At 72.0% G+C, this 20,044-nt stretch carries 10 protein-coding genes; 9 read left to right on the top strand and 1 reads right to left on the bottom strand.

Annotated elements, in window-relative coordinates; translation table 11 throughout:
* The first annotated feature begins 13 nt into the window (after positions 1-13).
* Together ER308_RS02345 and ER308_RS02340 are read left to right on the top strand one after the other, a co-directional pair.
* The gene (locus ER308_RS02345; protein ID WP_131153519.1) at positions 14-1,168 is read left to right on the top strand and encodes a vWA domain-containing protein; all 1,155 of its coding nucleotides are present in this window, start codon (positions 14-16) and stop codon (positions 1,166-1,168) included.
* Positions 1,165-2,043 (top strand): DMT family transporter, encoded by an 879-nt coding sequence (locus ER308_RS02340; RefSeq protein WP_338029781.1) that lies wholly within the window; start codon positions 1,165-1,167, stop codon positions 2,041-2,043. The genes ER308_RS02345 and ER308_RS02340 overlap by 4 nt, the downstream gene beginning before the upstream one ends.
* Positions 2,044-2,091: 48 nt before the next feature.
* On the opposite strand, the gene ER308_RS02335 is transcribed toward ER308_RS02340, so the two are convergent.
* A complete protein-coding gene (locus tag ER308_RS02335; protein ID WP_131153518.1) occupies positions 2,092-2,961 on the bottom strand; it encodes a 3-hydroxybutyryl-CoA dehydrogenase in 870 nt (289 codons plus the stop codon).
* 530 nt (positions 2,962-3,491) lie between these two features.
* Between ER308_RS02335 and pglW the strand changes: the two genes are divergently transcribed.
* From pglW to brxD, 7 genes are read left to right on the top strand one after another with little or no spacing between them, the layout of a single operon-like run.
* Positions 3,492-7,718, top strand: coding sequence for a BREX system serine/threonine kinase PglW (gene pglW, locus ER308_RS02330; protein WP_165491756.1), 4,227 nt, complete (start codon positions 3,492-3,494; stop codon positions 7,716-7,718).
* A complete protein-coding gene (pglX, locus tag ER308_RS02325; RefSeq protein WP_205745849.1) occupies positions 7,715-11,329 on the top strand; it encodes a BREX-2 system adenine-specific DNA-methyltransferase PglX in 3,615 nt (1,204 codons plus the stop codon). Before pglW ends, pglX begins: the two co-directional genes overlap by 4 nt.
* Positions 11,326-11,772, top strand: a complete 447-nt coding sequence (locus ER308_RS02320) for a HEPN domain-containing protein (protein ID WP_165491755.1) — start codon at positions 11,326-11,328, stop codon at positions 11,770-11,772. Before pglX ends, ER308_RS02320 begins: the two co-directional genes overlap by 4 nt.
* A gap of 2 nt (positions 11,773-11,774) precedes the next feature.
* Positions 11,775-12,176 (top strand): nucleotidyltransferase domain-containing protein, encoded by a 402-nt coding sequence (locus ER308_RS21290; RefSeq protein WP_165491754.1) that lies wholly within the window; start codon positions 11,775-11,777, stop codon positions 12,174-12,176.
* A complete protein-coding gene (locus ER308_RS02310) occupies positions 12,173-15,955 on the top strand; it encodes a BREX-2 system ATPase PglY family protein (protein ID WP_131153514.1) in 3,783 nt (1,260 codons plus the stop codon). The genes ER308_RS21290 and ER308_RS02310 overlap by 4 nt, the downstream gene beginning before the upstream one ends.
* Positions 15,952-18,705, top strand: coding sequence for a BREX-2 system phosphatase PglZ (pglZ, locus tag ER308_RS02305; protein ID WP_165491753.1), 2,754 nt, complete (start codon positions 15,952-15,954; stop codon positions 18,703-18,705). Before ER308_RS02310 ends, pglZ begins: the two co-directional genes overlap by 4 nt.
* Before the next feature lie 10 nt (positions 18,706-18,715).
* The gene (gene brxD, locus ER308_RS02300; RefSeq protein WP_131153512.1) at positions 18,716-20,038 is read left to right on the top strand and encodes a BREX system ATP-binding protein BrxD; all 1,323 of its coding nucleotides are present in this window, start codon (positions 18,716-18,718) and stop codon (positions 20,036-20,038) included.
* Positions 20,039-20,044: the final 6 nt, after the last annotated feature.

Here is a 20,044-nt window from a genome sequence, read left to right as displayed (position 1 = left end):
GGGCGCGTACAGGATGGCCGACGCTGAGCGCGAGGTCGCCTCCCTCGGGAGGGAGCTCGTGGACGCCCTCCTCGGGTTCGTACGACTGCTCCGAACCGCGGGTGTCCCCTGCACGCCGAGCCACGCGGAACGGTTCGTGCGCGGGGTCGCCGTGCTCGACCCCGTTGACCTCCGTGACGTCTACTGGGCTGGACGCAGTCTGCTGGTGTCACGTCGGGTCCACGTGCCCGTGTACGACCGGCTCTTCTCCTCCTACTTCCTGAGCGGGGGCGCCACCACGGACGTCGTGGACTCACGATCTCGTGAGGAGCCGGAGACCGAGCTCATCGACGCTGAGGTCACCACGCGCGACGAGGATCGGGTCGACGATCGTGAGCACGCGGTGGGCGCCGCGGCATCCGACGTCGAGCGCCTGCGCACCAAGGACTTCGCCCTGTGGAGCGCTGAGGAGCTGTCGCGGCTCGAGGAGGCGTTCGCTTCGTGGCACTTGGTCCCGCCGCAGCGGCGAACGCGCCGGATGCGGGCTGCGCCCCGCGGCCGGCGGGTCGATGTCCGTCGCTGGCTGCGAGAGGCTGCGGTGCGCCCGCACCGGGCGCATCTTAGGGCGCGTCGGCGGCGTACCGTGCGCACTAGGCGCGTGGTGTTGCTCCTCGACGTGTCCGGTTCCATGAGTTCCTATGCGCGAGCGCTGTTGCTGTTCGCGGCCTGGCTGCGGAGGCAGTGGGGGCCGGTCGAGGTTTTCTGCTTCTCGACGCGCCTGACCCGCGTGACGCCCAGTCTCGAGCACCGGGACCCCAGGAGGATCGTCTCGGACGCCGTGGGACGCGTGCCCGATTGGGGCGGGGGTACCCGTCTCGGTCCTGTGCTGCGCGACTTCACCCGCCGCTACGGTCGGCTCGGTAGCGTCCGGGGAAGCCTGGTCATTCTGGTGTCCGACGGCCTCGAGCGTGGTGACCCGGAGCTCCTAGGTCGGGAGGCCGCACGCGTGGGTCGTCTCGCGCACCAGCTCATCTGGGTAAACCCGCTCAAAGGCGATCCGCAGTTCCGCCCCGAGGCCCGTGGGATCGCTGCCGTGCTCCCGTCGGTGGACCACTTTCTCTCCGGACGTGACCTCGCGGGCCTGGAGGCGCTGCAAGACGTCCTCGGTAATCCCGAGCAGGCGGCGTGACGGGACTCGGCTGGGATCCTCGTGACCTTGCGAGCGGCGTGGGGGCGCCGGCGCTATGGGGGACCACTTACCTGGTGACGAGTGAGTTGCTCCCAGCAGGTCGGCCCCTCATGGCGGCGACGGTGCGGGCACTGCCCATTGGTGTGCTGTTCATCGCGATGCTCGGCCGCTGGCCGGCTTCCGGCCAGCGGCTCCGAACCTTGGTCGTGAGCGCGTGCAACATCTCCGTCTTCTTCCCGCTGCTGTTCGTGGCCGCCTATCGCCTGCCCGGGGGTCTCGCTGCGACTATCGTGGCCACCCAACCGCTCGTCGTCGGGGTCTTGTCGGCGATGCTTCTCGCCGAACCGTTACGAGCCCGCCAGGTGGTGGCGTCCCTCTCGGGCTTGGCAGGTGTCGCGATGCTAGTCGGGGGAGCGAGCGCCACACCCGACCCGGTCGGCGTGGTCGCAGCGGCGGGTGCAGCTCTCTCGATGGCCCTTGGCCTCGTCTTGACGCAGCGGTGGAGAGGGATCCTCTCGCTGCGATGCATGCCCGCCTGGCAGCTGTTCTTCGGGGGGATCCTGCTCATCCCACCGCTGCTGGTGCTCGACGCCGACCCGCTCGCCCTCGACGTGCCGGGAGCGTTCGGCTTGCTCCACCTCGCCGTTCTAGGCGGCGGTGTCGCCTACTGGCTATGGTTCCGAGCGCTGCGCACCCTCTCACCCAACGTCCTGTCGGTGCTGATGCTCCTCAGCCCGGTGACTGCGACGGTTCTGGGGGCAGTGCTCGCGGCACAGTTCCTGACCGTTGCGCAGCTCTTCGGTGTCACGCTCGTGCTCGCCAGTGTCGGCTGGATGACCTGGACGCAGGCTCCTACGACGCGAACGCGCGTTTGAGCTGTCGCTATCCAACGGCGAGGATCGCGGCTCCGGGTCACAGGCGGGTCAAGGTCCGGTGTCGTAGGTGTAGAACCCGCGTCCGGTCTTCTTGCCGAGCCTCCCGGCCTCTACCATCCGGCGAAGCAATGGTGGTGGCGCGCACGTCGGGTCGGCGAGTTCCCCGTGCAGCGCCTCAGCGACGGCGAGCACGGTGTCGAGGCCGACGAGGTCCGACAGTGCGATCGGGCCCATGGGGTGCGCGCAGCCGTTGACCATGCCGGTATCGACGTCCTCGGCGCTAGCAAGACCGGCCTCCACCATCCGGATCGCGTTCAGGAGGTAGGGCACGAGCAGCGCATTGACGACGAACCCGGCGCGGTCGGGGCAGGTGATCGGGGTCTTCCCGAGCACCTCGCGGGCGAGGCGATCCGTACGGACGTGGACCTCCTCGCTGGTCTGCAGCGAGGGTACGACTTCCACCAGCGGCTGCACCGGCGCGGGGTTGAAGAAGTGCAGGCCGATCACACGATCGGGATCACTGGTCGCGACCGCGATGCGCGCGATCGACAGTGATGACGTGTTGGTTGCGAGGATCGTCTCGGGGTTCACGAGGCGGTCCAACCGCTCGAAGATCTCGTGCTTGATGGCGAGGTCCTCTGGTGCCGCCTCGATGACGAGGTCGCAATCCGCGAGCGCGTCCACGTCGGTCCCAACGGTGACGCGCCCCAATGCCGCGTCACGTTCGGACGCCTCGAGCTTATTGCGCTCCACGGCTCGGTCGAGGGACCTGCGGATGCGCTCCTTCGCGCGCTGAGCGGCGGCGCCTTCGAGCTCGACGACGTTGACCGTGAGGCCCGCGCGAGCGCAGACCTCTGCGATCCCTGCGCCCATCTGACCCCCGCCGACGATGCCCGTGCGCTCCACGTCGTTGGCCATGTGGGACTCCTCGGTCCAGGGACGGTCGACGGGGGACGGGTCGCCGGCCCCGACTAGGGTCGGGACGCTAGGCGACCGAGCGGACCGTCCGCAACGCGGAGCGAGCGACCGAAGCGCCGCCAATGATCGTCCCCTGGTGCGGTGCGGTTGGTGGTCCCGCCGTTGGCCCAGCCGCCCTTCCCGCTCGAGCAGCTCACGAAGCTGCTGTGACCAGCGTCGACGGGTCGTCGTCGATGGCGGCCTGCCGACGACTCCGCGCCGGCGCCCGAGCGCTGCGTCGACAAGGAACGCTTTCGGATCGCACCGACCCTAGCGAGAAGCCGGCGGCGTCGAGCTTCGGGCTCGTCCCGCGGTGGCTGGATCACTCGCGAAGTCATGCGGGCCTCCCCGAAGCTCGAAGGCAGATCCAGGCGACGTGATCGCGCATGAGTGCGACATGTGGCAGCGTCGCCCCACTCGTCTGAGGGAAGAAGGCAGTCGCGTGGCGCATCACACCCGCGATCTACGGTGGCTACCATGCGGCCGGTGCCGTGTTTGCGGTGTATGCCTGCGGGGAGGGCGGATCCCGGGTGCTCAGCGATGCCAGGTGGACCGAGGTCACCCGGTCCGAGTATGACCACGAGCGCGTCGGCCTGGAGTTCATCCGTCGGGGTTTGGAGGACCGCGAGCCGTTTCGCGCCTGGTCGAACTTCACCTTCGTCGCCCAGGACGGCAAGCTTTACGAGGTCGATCTGCTGGTGGTCACTCCCAGCGCGGTGTATCTGGTTGAGTTGAAGCACTACACCGGCACGGTCGCCGGCGACACTGCGGAGTGGCAGGTCACCGGTCCGAGCGGTGGGCGGCCGCGCCTTGAGCGGCACCCGCGCTATCTCGCTGACCATAAGGCGAGGAAGCTCAAGAGCGTGCTTACCGCGCAGCCGGTGTTCCAGCGCGGGCACGTGCATCCCAAAGACCTCTACGTCGAGGCGGCGGTCTTTCTCTCCAGCGACCGCGCCACCGTTGAGCTCGACGACCGAGCGGCGGCGGGGGTGTATGGCCCTGATCCCCAGGAGGGGCAGAAGCGGCGACGCTCGCCGTTGCGCGGGATCCTCGAGCGGCTCACCCACGTCGACCCGCGCCACGGGCCCCACGTCGACCCGCCGATGTCGCACGCGGTCGCCCAGGCCATGAACCAGGCCGGCATCCGCCCGGTGACCACGCAGCGGCGCGTCGGCCCCTACGAGCTGGGGGAGGTCCTGGGGGAGGGCCCCACGTGGCAGGACTTCCTCGCCGAGCACGCCGACTCGTTTCGGGTGCAGCGCCGCCTGCGAGTGTTCCGCGTCCCGGATAGCGCCTCGCGGACCGAGTACACCGAGCTGGAGCGCGCGGCCCGCCGCGAGTTCGAGCTGCTCGCGGCGATCGACCATCCCGGCATCGAGCGGCCCCTGGAGTTCCAGACCGACGAGCGCGGGCCGGTGCAGGTCTTCAACTTCGACCCGGACGCGACCCGCTTGGACCACTGGCTCACCGAGCACGCCGACGACCCCGAGCTCGACGTGCTCGCCCGCGTCGAGTTGGTCCGCGAGCTCGCTGAGATCCTGCGCTACGCCCACGAGGAGGGCATCGCCCACCGGGCGCTCGCCCCGGAGCACGTCGTCGTCGCCCAGCGCGGTGACCGGCGCCAGCTGCGGGTGCGGGACTGGCAGACGGTCGGGCGCGCGCAGACCACGACGTCGACGCGCCACTCGACGGTGGCCGGCTCCGACTTCGAGGCGCTGCTGTCGCAGACCGCCGAGCGCTACCTCGCCCCCGAGCTCGCGCAGATCCCCGACGCCGACGCGCGTCTGGCCGACGTGTTCTCGCTCGGCGCGGTCGCGGTGCTGATCCTCACTGGCCAGCCGCCCGCAGCCGACCGCGAGACCCGCGACGCGCTGCTGGCCGAGCAGGGCCACCTGTCGCTCGCGGCGGTCAGCGACGACGCCGACGCGAGCCTCGACGTCGCGGTCGCCGAGGCGACCCGCAAGGCCCCGACCGAGCGGCCCGTCTCGGTCGACGAGTTCCTCGAGTGGCTTGACTTCGCGGTGGCCGACCTCACCCGCCCCGAGCAGGCCGATCCCGTGGACGCGCAGCCCGGCGACCGCATCGGCGAGTGGGCGGTGGTCCGGCGCTTCGGGGCGGGCAGCACCGGCACCGTGCTGCTCGCCGACCACGACACCGGCCGCCGCGAGGTGCTCAAGATCGCCCGCGACGCCGAGGCTGCCGACCGGCTGCGCGACGAGCACGCCGCTCTGGAGCGGCTGCGCGACGAACGCATCGTCGCGACCTACGGCCTCGTGGAGATCGCGGGCCGGCAGGTGCTGCGCCTCGAGGCGGCCGACGAGACGATCGCCGCGCGGCTGGAGCGCGACGGGCCGCTCTCACTGGATCTGCTGGAGCGGTTCGGCGCCGACCTCGTCGGCGCACTCACTCTGCTGGAGCGCCACGGCGTCGCCCACCGCGACCTGAAACCCGAGAACCTCGGCGTGCTGCCGCGCGGGGAGAATGACGAGCGCCACTTGCTGGTGTTCGACTTCTCGCTGGCTCGCAGCGACCCGTCGGACCTGCGGGCGGGCACGGTCGGCTATGTCGACCCGTTCCTCGCCGAGCGCGCCACGCCGCGCTGGGACCCCGACGCCGAGCGCTACTCCGCCGCGGTCACCCTGCACGAGATGGCGACCGGCACGCGCCCGCGCTGGGGCGACGGGACGACCGCGCCGGACCTCACCGACGAGACCGTGCCGACGGTCGCCAGCGACATGCTCGACCCGTTCGTGCGCGAGCGGCTGACCGCGTTCTTCGAGCCCGCCCTGCACCGAGACCCGGCCCAGCGGTTCGATACCGCCAGCGACATGCTCGACGCGTGGCAGCGGGCGTTCGCCGGCGCGGACGCGCCCGCGACCCGGACCGAGCACGGCGCCACCGACCTTCCCGCCGAGGAGGTTGAGTTGCAGGCGGTCACCACCGACACGCCGTTGCGCGAGCTCGGGCTCTCGGCGCGGCAGATCAGCCTGCTGGACCGCCTCGGCGCGGCGACGTGCGGCGACCTCGCGGTGATCCCCGCCGCCGAGCTCACCCGCCTTTCCGGCGCCAGCGGCGCGACCCGCCGCGAGCTCGCCCAGCTCGCCCAGCGGCTGCGCGAGCACCTCGGCGACGATGCCGAGCCGGTCGACCCCGAGGCGGCGAGCGTCGACCGTCTCGCGGCGATCGCGGTGCCCCGCAAGCCCGCCAGCGAGGAGCGCCGCGCGGTCGTCAGCGCCCTGCTCGGCGACGACGCCGACGGGCAGGCGTGGCCGACGGTGCGCCACGTCGCCGAGGCGCTTGAGCTTCCCGCCGAGGAGGTCATCGAGCATCTCAACGCGGTGCGGATGAACTGGCGCCGCAAGCCCGAGATCACCCAGGTGCGCGCCGACCTCGTCGGCTTCCTCGACGAGCGGGGCGGGATCGCCTCGGCCGACGAGCTGGCGGCGGTGCTGCTGGAGCGCCGAGGTTCGCAGGCGATGGGCGTCTACCGCCAGCAGAAGTCCCGCGCCGCGGTGCGCGCCGCGGTGGAGGCCGAGCAGAGCCTCGACCGCCCGCGGCTTCGCGCCCAGCGCTTGGGTTCGCGCCTGGTGGTCGCGCTCGACCACGAGACCGCCGGCGACGAGGGCCCGCGGCAGTGGGACGCGGGGCTGCTGATCGACTACGCCGCCGACCTCGGCCCGGTCGCCGACCGGCTCGCGGGCCAGCGCCCGCTCGCGTCCTACGCCGATGCGGTGGCGGAGCTGCGCGCGGTCGAGGCCCCGGAGGGCTGCCCGGCGCTGTCGGATGCCCGCGTGGTCCGCACCGCGACCGCGGCGTCCGAGGCCGCCGCGGTGTCTGCGCGCCTGGAGCTGTACCCGCGGGGCATGGCGGCCGAGCAGGCGCTGACCGAGGCGCGGGGCGCGCTCATCGACCGGCGCGGGTTGACCGTGGCTGAGGTGCAGCGCCGGGTCCGCGCGCGGTTCTCCGAGGCGCAGCCGTTGCCCGGGCGCCCGCAGCTCGACCAGCTGCTCGAGCAGGCGGAGGTCGGCCTGGTCTGGCACGAGGGCGAGGACGGCCGCGAGGGCCACTACCGCGTGCCTGAGCGCGGCGGGGCGCTGTCGACGCGCACCGGCTCGTCGACGACGGCCTCGTTCGACGACGGCGAGGAACGCGACGAGGCGGTGCGCACCCTCGACCACCGCCTGGACCAGCTCACCCGCCACGGCGGCTTCCTCGCCCTCACCGTCGAGGCGGGACGCCTGCGCGAGGCCACCGACGCGATGCGCGCTCGCCTCGGCGCGACGGTGGTCGACGTGGACGCCGAGCTGGTCGCTGCGATGCGCGCCGAGGCGGGGCGCGCGAACGCGGACTGGGACACGCTGGTCGCCGCGGACGCCGCCGCGCCGGACTCGCGCGCCTGGTCGCTGCTGCAACGCCTGGTCGGCCGTGCGGTGCCCCGCATCGAGGAACGCCTGCGCACCACCGACGAGGGGGTGGTCGCGGTCAGCCTCGGGCTGCTCGCCCGCTACGAGCGCCTCGACGTGCTCGAACGCCTCCGCGAGCAGGTCACCCGCGAGCCGACCGCCGACGCGGTGCGGGCGCTCCTGGTGCTCGTGCCCGGGCAGGACCCGCACGCGCGTCCGAGCGTGGACGGGCACGCGATCCCCGTGGTGACCGCCAACCAGCACGCCCACGTGCCCCGCGCGTGGCTCGCCGAGCACTCCGAGGTGGCGACGTGATCGACCGCGAACAGCTCATGGACGCCCTCGCGCCGCTGGTGACCCGGCTGGTCGACGACCTGCGCGGGCGCACCGACACCGTCGACGAGGTCGCGGCAGAGGTGCGCGGCTGGCACGCCCAGGCCCAGTCGGCGGGGCGCACCGACCGGGCCTACGAGGACTGGCGCGAGGACTGGCTGCACCAGGTCGCGGTCGCCTGGGTGCTCGGCTGTGTCTTCGTGCGCTTCTGCGAGGACAACGAGCTGGTCGAGGTGCCGCTCATCTCTGGGCCCGGCCGCCGCCGCGCGATCGCCGGCGACCACCGCGCGGAGTTCTTCGCCCAGCACCGCACCGCTGGCAATCGGGCGTGGCTGCTGGAGGTGTTCGGCCGCTACGCCGAGCTACCCGGCACCCGCGAGCTGTTCGCCGACACCAACCCGCTGTGGCTGCTGGGTCCGAGCGACGACGGCGCCCGGATGCTGCTCGACGAGTTCTGGCGCGTCGACGCAGCGTCCGGCGAGCTGGTTCACGACTTCACCGACGCCGAGTTGGACACCCGCTTCCTCGGCGACTGCTACCAGGAGCTCTCCGAGCACGCGAAGAAGCAGTTCGCGCTCTTGCAGACTCCAGAGTTCGTCGAGGAGTTCATCCTCGAGCGCACGCTCGACCCGGCGATCCGAGAGTTCGGCATCGAGCAGGCGGCCATGATCGACCCGACCTGCGGGTCCGGTCACTTCCTGCTCGGCGCCTTCGAGCGACTCCTGGAAGCGTGGCGACGCCACGAGCCGGCAACCCCGGTGCGCACCCTCGCCGAGCGGGCGCTGCAGCAGGTCAACGGCGTCGACGTCAACCCCTTCGCGGTGTCGGTGGCGCGCTTCCGGCTGCTCGTCGCCGCGCTGAAGGCCGCCGGTATCCGCAAGCTCCAGGACGCGCCGAACTTCCACCTCCGCGTGGCGACGGGCGACTCGCTTATCCACGGCACCCGCCCGGACGAGATGTTCGCAACGTCCGCCCAAACCACAGCGCTTGCGCAGCACCGCTACCCGTTCGAAGACGGCGACTTCGCCGACGAGCTTCTCACGGCCAACCAGTACCAAGCCGTCGTTGGCAACCCGCCCTACATCACCGTCAAGGATCCCGCGCTCAACCGGGCCTACCGAGAGCGGTACGACTCCTGCCGTGGGAAGTACGCCGCTTCCGTCCCGTTCACCGAACGATTCTTCGACCTCGCGACACGCGGCAACGGCCATGCTGGCTACGTCGGGACGATCACCGCGAACTCGTTCATGAAGCGCGAGTTCGGCAAGGACTTGATTGAGAAGCACCTCCCCCGCTACGACCTCACCCACGTGATCGACACCTCGGGTGCGTACATCCCCGGCCACGGTACGCCTACCGTGATTCTCCTCGGTCGAGATCAACAACCGGCGACCAGTACGGTGCGCGCGGTGCTAGGCATTCGAGGTGAACCCGGACGGCCCGACAGTCCGGCTCGTGGTGAAGTGTGGTCATCAATCGTCAACCTCGTCTCTCGGCCAGGGTCAGAGAACGATTATGTATCCGTTGTGGATCTTGAGCGTGAAAAGTTTGCACGGCACCCTTGGAGTCTTCGGGGTGGAGCGGCCCCGGAGTCGATGGCTCAAATCGAAGGAGTGGCGGGAAGTCGACTCCTGAGCGGGATCGAATCGATAGGTTTCGGTGCGATCACCGGAGAGGACGGCCTCTTCGGGGAATGGCCCCCCTCCGCTCCGCTTCGTAAAGGACTGCCTACGGAGCATATTCGTGGCTTCGTCACCGGGGATGTGGTACGCGATTGGAGCATCGGCGATGATATGGTGGCCTTGTTCCCCTACGATGGGTCGCTATATGTCGACGTGCCGGATGCGCATCTCCGCCTAGCTTGGCCTGTGCGCACTACACTCCGCGCCGGTCTGATGTTTGGTAAGACCAAGGAGCTCCGGGGACTCCATTGGGCTGAGTACACCTACGCTTCGGCAGACCGGTTATTGGCAGGACTGTCGTTCACGTTTGCGTTTGTGGCGACGCACAACCACTTCGTGCTTGATCGGGGTGGGAAGGTGTTCAAGCAGTCGGCGCCGGTGATCAAGCTGCCCGAGGACGCGACCGAGGACGAGCACCTGGAGCTGGTGGGGCTGCTGAACAGCTCGGCGGCGTGCTTCTGGATGAAGCAGGTCTTCCAGCCCAAAGGGGGTAGCGGGCTAGGGCGCGGTATTCAGGACGAGCCCTGGGAGGGGCGGTACGAGTTCGATGGTACGAAGCTGAAAGCGTTCCCGATCCCCGCCGAGACGCCGCTGCCGCGAGCCCGTCGGCTGGATGAGCTGGCGACGGAGCTGTCGGCCTCGTTGCCGGACGCGATCGCTGAGGAGGAGACGCCCCGTCCCGAGCGGCTCGACGCCGCCGCAGAGCAGGTCGACGAGCTCCGTGCGCGGATGGGGGCACTCCAAGAGGAGCTCGATTGGGAGTGCTATCAGCACTATGGCCTGCTCGAAGAGGACCTCACGCTGCCCGAGGAGCAGCTGCCGGCGCTCAACCGAGGGGAGCGCGCGTTCGAGATCGTGCTCGCGCGCCGGCAGGTGCGCGGCGAGGCGACGACGTCGTGGTTCGAGCGGCACGGCTCCACGCCGATCAGCGAGCTGCCTGCGCACTGGCCCGAGGCGTACCGCCTGTTGGTGGAGCGCCGCATCGAGCTGATCGAGGACGACCGCAAGCTCAACCTGCTTGAGCGGCCCGAGTACAAGCGGCGGTGGAACTGGGACGACTGGGGCGACCTCGAGCAGGACGCGCTGCGCGAGTGGCTGCTCGACCGGCTCGAAGCCCGCCACCTGTGGGCGTGGCCGAGCGTGCGGTCCACCGCGGCGCTCGCTGACCTGGTGCGCGGCGACGAGGACTTCGCGGTCGTGGCGCAGCGCTACGCGGGGCGCAGCGACGTCGACCTCACCAAGCTGGTGACCCGGCTCGTGGAGGACGACGCGGTGCCCTACCTCGCCGCGTACCGGTTCACCGACTCGGGTCTGCGCAAGCGGGCGGTGTGGGAGCGCGTGTGGGCGTTGCAGCGCGAGGAGGACGAGCTCGACCGGCGCGCGAGGCTGCCCGAGGACGATCCCGACCACCTCTCCAGCGAGCAGGCGGAGAAGGAGAAGGCCAAGCTCGAGATCCCGGTGCCTCCGAAGTACGCCAAGGGCGACTTCCGCTCGGCCACGTCCTGGTCGTTGCGGGGCAAGCTCGATGTGCCCAAGGAGCGGTTCATCGCTTACCCGGGTACGCAGGTCGGCGCGGACACTACGCCGGTGATCGGTTGGGCGGGGTGGGATCACCTGCAGCAGGCGCAGGCGCTGGCTGAGCACTACAACGCCGCGCGCGACAGCGGCGCCGAGCACGATCAGCTCGTGCCGCTGCTGGCGGGCCTGCACGAGCTCGTGCCGTGGCTGCGACAGTGGCACAACGAGTACGTGCCCGCCTACGGCCAGCGTCTCGACGACTTCTTCGCGAGCTTCGTCGACGACGAGGCGCGCGGCCTGGGGATCACCACCGACGAGCTGGCCGCCTGGCGACCGCCCCAGTCCACCCGCGGGCGTCGCCGAGGCTCCGGCCAGCGCGAGACGAGCCGATGAGCGAGCTCGACGACGCCGAGTTCCACCGGTGGCAGCGCCACGCCCACCGGGCGCTCGACACCGCTCGGCTGGCTGCTAACGGCGAGCGCTACGAGTGGGCCTGCTTCCTGGCCGAGCAGGCGGCGCAGCTATCGGTCAAGGGCCTGCTGCACGGCATCGGGGAGGAGGCTTGGGGCCACGATCTGACGGTGCTGGAGCATCGCGCTGCGAGCTTGCTGTCGCCGCATTGGCCCGACGCCCCCGACGCGGCCGACGCCGCCGCTCGGCTGACGCGCCACTACATCCCCACCCGCTATCCCGACGCCCACCCCGGCGCTCACGTGGATGCGCACTACCGTCGCAGCGACGCCGACGCGGCCATCGCCGACGCCGAGCGGCTGATCGACAACGCCGCGCGAGCCTGGGCCGCGCTTGGGGGAACCGTCGGGGGAGAGGAGGTGTGAGCGTGGCCCATCCCGTGGTTCGTCGCCGACGAGAGGAACGGTCCGCGCAGCTGGCGCGCGCCGAGCAGTGGGCGAGCGCGCTGGCCAGCCGGCTGTCGGTGCACGCCGTCGTCGTGGTGGGCTCGTACGCGCGTGGGGACTTCAACAAGTGGAGCGACGTGGACGTGCTCGTTGTCGCCGACGACCTGCCCGCCGACGGGCGGCGCCGGCTTGAGCTGCTGCACGCGGGGGCGCCGCCCGGGCTGCAGCCGGTGGGGTGGAGCCCCGGGGAATGGGGCGAGCGCCTGGCCCGCGGCGACCCGATGGCGCGCGAGGCCGCACGCGACGGCGTGGTCGTCCACGGGCGCCTGCCACAGGGGCCCGCGACGGCCCTCGACCCAGACGGTGCGGGAGACCTCTCATGAGTCAGCCGCTGCTGCGCGAACTGATCGACCTGCCCGAGCGGGTCAGCAAGTCCGACTACGTGATCGGCCTCGCCGACGGGGTCGCCGATCCCGAGCGGACGCTGCGCGAGTACGTGGTCACCGACCAGCTCGCCGAGTGCTTCGACGACGCGCTCGGGCTCGTCGCCTCCGCGGTCGAGGGGCACGCGTCCAAGGGCGCGTATCTGCACGGCTCGTTCGGCTCGGGCAAGAGCCACTTCATGGCCGTGCTGCACCTCATCCTCCAAGGCGAGCCGGCCGCGCGCGGCAAGCCCGAGCTGGCTGAGCCGATCGCCCGCCACGCGCCCAAGCTGGACGGGCGCCGGTTCATGCTCGTGCCGTACCACATGGTCGGCGCCGAGTCGATGGAGCAGGCGATCCTCGGCGGCTACGTCGACCACGTTCGCGCCCACCACCCCGGCGCGAAGCTGCCCGCGGTCTACGTTTCAGACGGGCTGCTCGCCGACGCCAAGCGCCTGCGCGGGCAGATGGGCGACGACGCGTTCTTTGGGCTGCTCGGCGAGGGTGGGGGCGACGAGGGCTTCGGCGACCTCGCGGGAGGCTGGGACCCTGCCTCGTTCGACGCGGCGATGGCCGCGCCGCCCGACAGCGAGCAGCGCCAAGCGCTGGTCAGCGACGTCATCGACCAGCTGTTCAGCGGCACCATCGAGAATCGTCAGGCCACCGCGAGCGGGTTCGTGCCGTTCGAGCAGGGCCTGTCGGCGATCAGCCGTCACGCCGCCGGGCTCGGCTACGACGGGCTGATCCTGTTCCTCGACGAGCTGATCCTCTGGTTCGCCAGCCGCATGGCCGACGAGAGCTTCGTCAACAGCGAGGGCCCGAAGGTCGCCAAGCTCGTCGAGGCCCAGCGCGCCGACCGGCCCGCGCCGATCGTCAGCTTCATCGCCCGCCAGCGGGACCTGCGCGACTTCGTCGGCCAGGGCGTGCCCGGCGCCGAGCGCATCAACTTCGGGCAGATCCTCGAGTGGTGGGAGGGCCGCTTCGACGTCATCGAGCTGGCCGACCGCAACCTCGCCACCATCATCGAGAAGCGGCTGCTGCGGCCCAAGAGCGAGGCGGCCGCCCGCCAGCTCGACGAGGCCTTCGAAGCGACCGCCGCCGCGAGCGGGCGCGCGTTCGACACGCTGCTCACCAGCGACGGCGACAAGGAGATGTTCCGCCGGCTGTACCCGTTCAACCCTGCGCTGGTGGAGACCCTGGTCGCGGTCTCGGGCTACCTGCAGCGCGAGCGGACCGCGCTGCGGCTGATCGGCGAGCTGCTCGCCGACAAGCGCGACCATCTCACCGTCGGCGACCTCGTGCCGCTCGGCGACCTCTACGACGTGATCGCCGACGCCGAGGAGCCGTTCAGCGACGAGCTCAAGCGCCACTTCAACCGCGCCCGCGACCTCTACGCCCACAAGCTCAAGCCCAAGATCGCCGCCGAGCACGACGGCGTCGACGAGGAGCAGCTGGAGCGCCTGCCCGACGACCACCCTGCCCGCACCGACGACCGGCTGGCCAAGACGCTGCTGCTCGCCGCGCTCGTGCCCGAGGTCGAGCCGCTGCGGGGGCTGACCGTGCGGCGCCTGGCTGACCTCAACCACGGCACGATCAAGTCCCCGATCGCCGGCGCCGAGCGCGCGACCGTGCTCAACAAGGTGAAGGGGTGGGCGGCCGAGATCGGCGAGCTGCGTGTCGACGGCGACGAGCAGGACCCCCACGTGGGGCTGCGGCTGACCGGCGTGGACACCGAGGCGATCCTCGACCAGGTCGCCGAGGTGGACAACCTCGGCCAGCGGCGCGCGAAGGTGCGCGAGCTGCTCAGCGAGTCGCTGGGGGTCGAGGAAGGCGGCGGGCTCACCGCCTCGACGGTGACGCTGGTGTGGCGCGGGTCGAAGCGCACCATCGACGTGCGGTTCGCCAACATCCGCGACCACGCCGACATCCCCACCAGCGAGCTGGTCGCCGACGACCGCCCGCGGATGGTCATCGACTACCCCTTCGACGAGCCGGGCCACGGGCCCGCCGACGACCGCGCGCGGCTGCAACAGCTCGGCGAGCAGCTCGACCCGACGCCGACGGCGTGCTGGATCCCGCTGTTTCTCACCGAGCAGGCGATGGAGCAGCTCGGCCGGCTCGTGGTGATGGAGCACGTGCTCACCGGCGACCGATTCGAGGGCGCCACCCGCCACCTCGCCCCCCAGGACCGCGTGCAGGCCCGCGAGCTCATCGACAACCAGGCGCGGACGCTGCGTCAACGCCTCGTCGACGTGCTGCGCCAGGCCTACGGCATCGACACCCCCGACGAATCGATGGTGCGCACCGACCTGCGCCCCCACGAGCAGTTCCCCAGCCTCGACCCGTCGCTGGCGATCCGCCCGCCGACCGCAGCGACGCTCTCGGCGGCGTTCACCGAGGTGCTCGACCAGCTGCTGGCCTCCCAGTTCCCTGCCCACCCCAACTTCGGCGAGGAGGTGCGCATCGGCGACCTGCGCACCGCGCTGGAGCACATCACCCGCGCGGTGCAGAACGAGGACGGGCGGGTGGACGTGCCCAAAAGCGACCGACGGGCGGTCAACAAGGTGCTCGCGCCGCTGAAGCTCGCCGACGTCGGGGAGGCGCACCTCATGCTGCGCCGCGACTGGCGCGATCACTTCTACGCCAAGCAGCGCGAGCATCCCGGCGAGGCCGTCACCGTCGAGCGGCTGCGCCAATGGATCGACGAGCCCCAGCCGATGGGACTCGAGGAGCGCGTCACCAACCTCGTGATCAGCGCCTACGCGCTGATGGCGAACAAGGCGATGAGCTTGCGCGGCGCGCCGGTCGGACCGATCGTCGAGCGGCTCGACCCCAGCGTGGAGCTGCGCGACGTCGAGCTGCCCGACGAGGACGTCTACGCCGAGGCCGCCCGGCGGGTCGGCGGGCTGTTCGGCGTCGTCGCCAGCCCGGTGCGCAGCGCCGCCTCGGTCGCCGAACTCGCCGGGCCGGTGCGTGAGCACGCCAAGCGCGACCGGGAGCCCGCGCGCGAGCTCGTCCGGGTCCTGGAGGCGCACCGCGACCGGCTCGCGCTGGGCGACGAGGCGGATCGGTTGCGCACCGCGCAGGCGGCAGCCGCGCTGCTCGACACGGTCGCCACCGCCGATGACCGCGACGTCGTCGAGGCCATCGCGGCCGTCGAGGTGCCAACCTCGCTGGAGGCGATGGCGCGTTCGACGAGCACCGCCGCCGACGTCCGACGGGCGCTGCAGGAGACCAACTGGGCGCTGCTTGAGCAGACCCGCCGTCTCGACGGCGAGTGGGCTAGCCACGCCGCCGGGATCATCGAGCGTGTGCAGCGCGCGGCTACGGCCGAGGAGGTCGCCGACTCGTTGACCGACACGTTGCGCACCGCCGAGCACGAAGCCACCGACCTGCTCAGCCGTGCCTTGCAGCGCCGTGAACCGGACGACAAGTCCGGCGGTGGGCCCGAGGGGCCGATCCCGGGGACGGATACGCCGCCCGAGTCAACCGGTCGCCAGCAGGGCTCGGAGGGACCCGGCACCTATCAGGCCGGAGACACGATCGCGCCGCCCGAGCCCGATGAGCCCCAGACCACGAGCGGCGCCGCCCCCGAGGTCGGCATCGAGGGGGCCTTCGTCGAGCCCTCCGGGCAGGTCCGCGTGCATCGCGCCGAGGTGCAGCGCCTCGTCGAGGCGCTGCGCGAGCACGCCGACGAGTTGGAGTCGCTCACCGTCGAGTGGGAGAAGCGGTCGCGGTGAGCCAGCGCCCCGTCGACGAGTCGCAGGTCCGCGCGATCGCCGCGCAGATCGGCGAGCGCGACCGGCGCATGGTGGCGGTCGCCGGCGCACCGACGTGGGAGGGCCCCGAACGGCTCGAGACCGACGCGGGCACCGTTCGGGTGCTGGCCGCCCCGTCGACCCTCGCGGTGCGCGCGGCACTGGTTGCGCACCGCGCCGCGGGCGACCACGAGCTGCTCGTCGTGGTCACCGACCGCGACGAGCGCGAGCTCGGCGAGGAGGTCGTCGCCGAGCTGTGGGACCACCGCGTGGTCCGCCCCTACGGCTGGGAGGCCTGCAAGCGCCTGTTCCGCGCGGAGATGCTCGACGGGCAGCTCGCCGACGACCGCTGGCTCGTCGACCTGCTCGTCGACCACGCGCCCCCGCGCGGCTACCCGCCGGTCGCCAAGGGCGTCCTCGACGCCGACACCGCGTGGCGGGCCTTCTGCCGCCACGGGCTCGGCCTGCGCGTCGACCGGCCCAGCACGCTAGATCTGCTGCGCTGGGCCGAGGCCGGCGAGGGGACCAAGACCCTTGGCCGCCTGAGCGACGACGACCGGGCGCGCGTCATCGACCGGCTCGTGCGCGAGACCGACCCCGGCGCCCTGCCCATCCTGCGGCTGGCCGCCGACGGCCGCGGACCACGCGCGGTCGGCCTGGGGCTGCTGGCGGGCGTGCTGTGGTCCCCGGAAGCCGTGGGCGAGGCGGCGGCGACTGCCCGCGGACGGTTCACCGAGCGCCAAGAGGTGCTCCAAGGACCCGACCCCGAGCGCAGGGCGCGCGGCTGGGCCCGTGCGGCGGAGGCGCTTGCGCGCGAGCGGCTTGCCGACGCGGACCCCAACGTGCCCGCACTGCTTGCCGACGTCGAGCACCAGCTCGACCAGCTCGGCGCGAGCGCGCTCGTCGGCGTCTCCGACCTGCTGCCCGGCGCGTTGGCGGCGCGGCTCGCAACGGTCGGCACCGCGATCACCGAGACGCTCGACGGGCACGGCACCGTCGAGGCGGCGCTAAGGGCGCTGGGCCGCGTCCAGGCGCACGTCCGCGCCGACGAGGACCCCCAGGCCGCGCGCGCGACCCACGCGGTGCGCCTCGCCGCGCGCGCCCAGGGACCGGCCACCTCGAGTGAGGCTGCGGACCTCGCCGACGCCGCCCGCCGCTGGATCGACGACGGCGCGTGGGTCGACGAGGCCCGCGCTGCGATCGCCGAGGGCGCCACGGTGCCTGAGCTCGCGAGTGCGCTGTCGGCGCTGCTCGCGCGCATCGACGCCGAGCGCGAGCCCGAGGACCGAGCGTTCGCCGCGCAGCTGGCCGACTGGAGCCGGGTCGAGCCACTCGGCGCCCAAGGCCTGCTGCCGATCGAGCGGGTCCTCGACGACGTCGTCGCCCCGCTGGCCGCACAACGGCCCACGCTCGTGCTCGTCGTCGACGGGCTCGACCATCCCACCGCCCACCGCCTGCTCGGCGACATCGAACGGGAAGGGTGGGCCGCGCAGGAGCCCGCCGACGCCCCGTGGCCAGCGGTCGTCTCGGCCCTGCCGAGCATCACCTACGCCAGCCGGGCGAGCCTGCTGTCGGGACGGCTCGTGGCCGGCGAGCAGAACGTCGAGCGCGACAACTTCGCCGCGCACGCCGCGTTGCGGAAGGCCGGCGGCGAACCGCGCCTGTTCCACAAACGCGACCTCAAGCCCGAGGAGGGCCGCCTCGGCGAGGAGGTCCGCGACGCCATCACCGACGTCTCCCGACGCGTCGTCGGGGTGGTGGTCAACGGCGTCGACGACCACCTCGACAAGGGCGGCCAGCTTCAACTCGTCGAAGGCCTGCACGGGGTACGGCCGTTGGCCTGGCTGCTGCAGGCCGCCGCCGAGGCCGGCCGCGTGGTCGTGGTGACCAGCGACCACGGCCACATCCGCGCGCGCCGGACGAAGACCCGGGTCACTGACGGCGGCGGCGAACGGTGGCGGCCGGCCACCAGCGAGCCGAACGACGACGAGGTGGCGGTCGCTGGTCCACGCGTGCTGCGCGGCGAAGGCGAGGTCGTGCTGCCGGCCACCGACGCGATCCGCTACACGCCGGCCGACAAGCTCGGCTACCACGGCGGCGCGACGCCCCAGGAAGTGCTCTGCCCCCTCGCGGTGTTCGCGCCAGCCAGCGCCGAGCTCGACGGCTACGCCCACGTCGCGGTCACCCAGCCGCCGTGGTGGTGGGACGTGCGACCGGATGCGGCGGCCCGTTCGGAGCCTGACGTTGAGGCCGCGGCACCGGCCGCCCCAGCGCCCGCCGCGCCGGCACCGCCGTCGACCGACCCCGACGGAGGGTTGCGGCTGTTCGACGACGAGGAGACGGCCTCGGCGGAGCCACAGGAGACCTCGGGTGAGGCCGAGGCGGCGGGTGCGGCGGCGCGGGGTGGGGTAGCCGGGCAGCCCGCCTGGGTGACCGAACTGCTCGCGAGCCCGCTGCTGGCCGAGCAACGCGCCCGCGCCGGCCGCGCCGCGCTCAGCGACGACGATCTCGCCGCCTTCCTGGCCGTGCTCGCGCGTCACGGCGACGTCGCCACCGCCGGTGTGCTGCAACGCGAGACCGGCGTGAAGGGCGTGCGCCTGCGCAGCAAGCTCCAGGCGCTCCGCCGCACCCTCAGCGTCGACGCCTACGACGTCGTCCGCGTCGACACCGACGGCACGGTGCGGCTGAACCGCCAGTTGCTGGCCGAGCAGTTCCAGCTCGAGCAGGCATAGGAGCGACCCGGTGAGCCGCGTCAGCCCGCAACGACGCCTCGAGATCGTCGATGCGTTGCGCCGCGGCACGGTGCCTGAGCGCGGCCTCGACGTGCTGGCGGTCGGCCTCGACCGGTTCGGGCCCGCCCTCGACGCCGAACTCGACCAGGTGGCGAAGGGCCAAGCCGGGTTCAAGGCGGTGCGCGGGGAGTACGGGTCCGGCAAGACGTTCCTCGCGCGCTGGCTGGGGGAGCGGGCGCGCAGCCGCGGGTTCGCCACCAGCGAGGTGCAGGTCTCCGAGGGCGAGACGCCGCTGCACCACCTGCAGACGGTGTACCGGCGGCTCGTCGAGCGCCTCGCCACCCCCGACGTGCACGGCGGCGCGTTGCGCTCGGTGGTGGACGGGTGGTTCTTCACCCTCGAGGAAGACGTCCTCGCCGACGAGTCGGTCGACGAGGACGACGAGGAAGCGCTGCTCGCCGCCACCGACGCGCTCGCCGAACGCCGCCTCGAGGCCGTCACGCGCCAGGCGCCCTCGTTCGGCGCGGTGCTGCGGGCCTACCGGCGCGCGGTGGCCGCCGACGACGCCGCGACCGCCGAGGGGCTCCTTGCGTGGCTCGGCGGGCAGCCGCACGTGGCTGCCTCGGTCAAGCGCCAGGCCGGGATCAAGGGCGACCTCGACCACGATGGGGCGCTGGCGTTCCTCGCCGGCTTGCTGACGTTGTTGCGCGACGCTGGCCAGCCCGGCCTCGTGCTGGTGCTCGACGAGGTCGAGACGCTGCAGCGGGTCCGCAGCGACGTGCGCGAGCGCGCGTTGAACGCCCTGCGCCAGCTCATCGACGAGATCGACGCTGGTCGCTTCCCAGGGCTGTACCTCGTGATCACCGGCACCCCCGCCTTCTACGACGGTCCGCAGGGGATGCAGCGCCTCGCGCCGCTCGCGCAGCGCCTGCACACCGACTTCACCGCCGAAGCGCGGTTCGACAACCCCCGCGCGCCGCAGCTGCGCTTGCAGGGCTTCTCGGTGGCGTCGCTACAAGAGATCGGCCAGCGCGTTCGGGACCTCTACGCGCAAGGCGCCGACGCGCCGTCGCGGATCCACGAACGGGTCGACGACGACTACGTCAAGCTGCTGGCCGAGCAAGTGACCGGGGAGCTCGGCCAGCAGGTCGGAATCGCGCCACGGGTGTACTTGAAGAAGCTCGTCGAGGCGGTGCTCGACCGCGTCGACCAGTTCGACGACTTCCACCCGCGCCGGGACTACCCCCTGACGATCACCGACGCCGAACTGACCGAGGTCGAGCGCAACGCCCGCCGCGCCGACTCGGTCGACGAGATCGATCTGGACGTATGAGTCCAT

The sequence above is a fragment of the Egibacter rhizosphaerae genome (assembly GCF_004322855.1).
In the GTDB taxonomy this organism is placed as follows: domain Bacteria; phylum Actinomycetota; class Nitriliruptoria; order Euzebyales; family Egibacteraceae; genus Egibacter; species Egibacter rhizosphaerae.
Note: the sequence above shows the minus strand (reverse complement) of the source record. Positions and strands in the feature narration are given on the sequence as shown.

Coding starts and splice junctions, on each gene's coding strand:
- ER308_RS02345 (WP_131153519.1), top strand. CDS start 14: ATGGCCGACGCTGAGCGCGAGGTCGCCTCCCTCGGGAGGGAGCTCGTG.
- ER308_RS02335 (WP_131153518.1), bottom strand. CDS start 2,961: ATGGCCAACGACGTGGAGCGCACGGGCATCGTCGGCGGGGGTCAGATG.
- ER308_RS02320 (WP_165491755.1), top strand. CDS start 11,326: ATGAGCGAGCTCGACGACGCCGAGTTCCACCGGTGGCAGCGCCACGCC.
- ER308_RS02310 (WP_131153514.1), top strand. CDS start 12,173: ATGAGTCAGCCGCTGCTGCGCGAACTGATCGACCTGCCCGAGCGGGTC.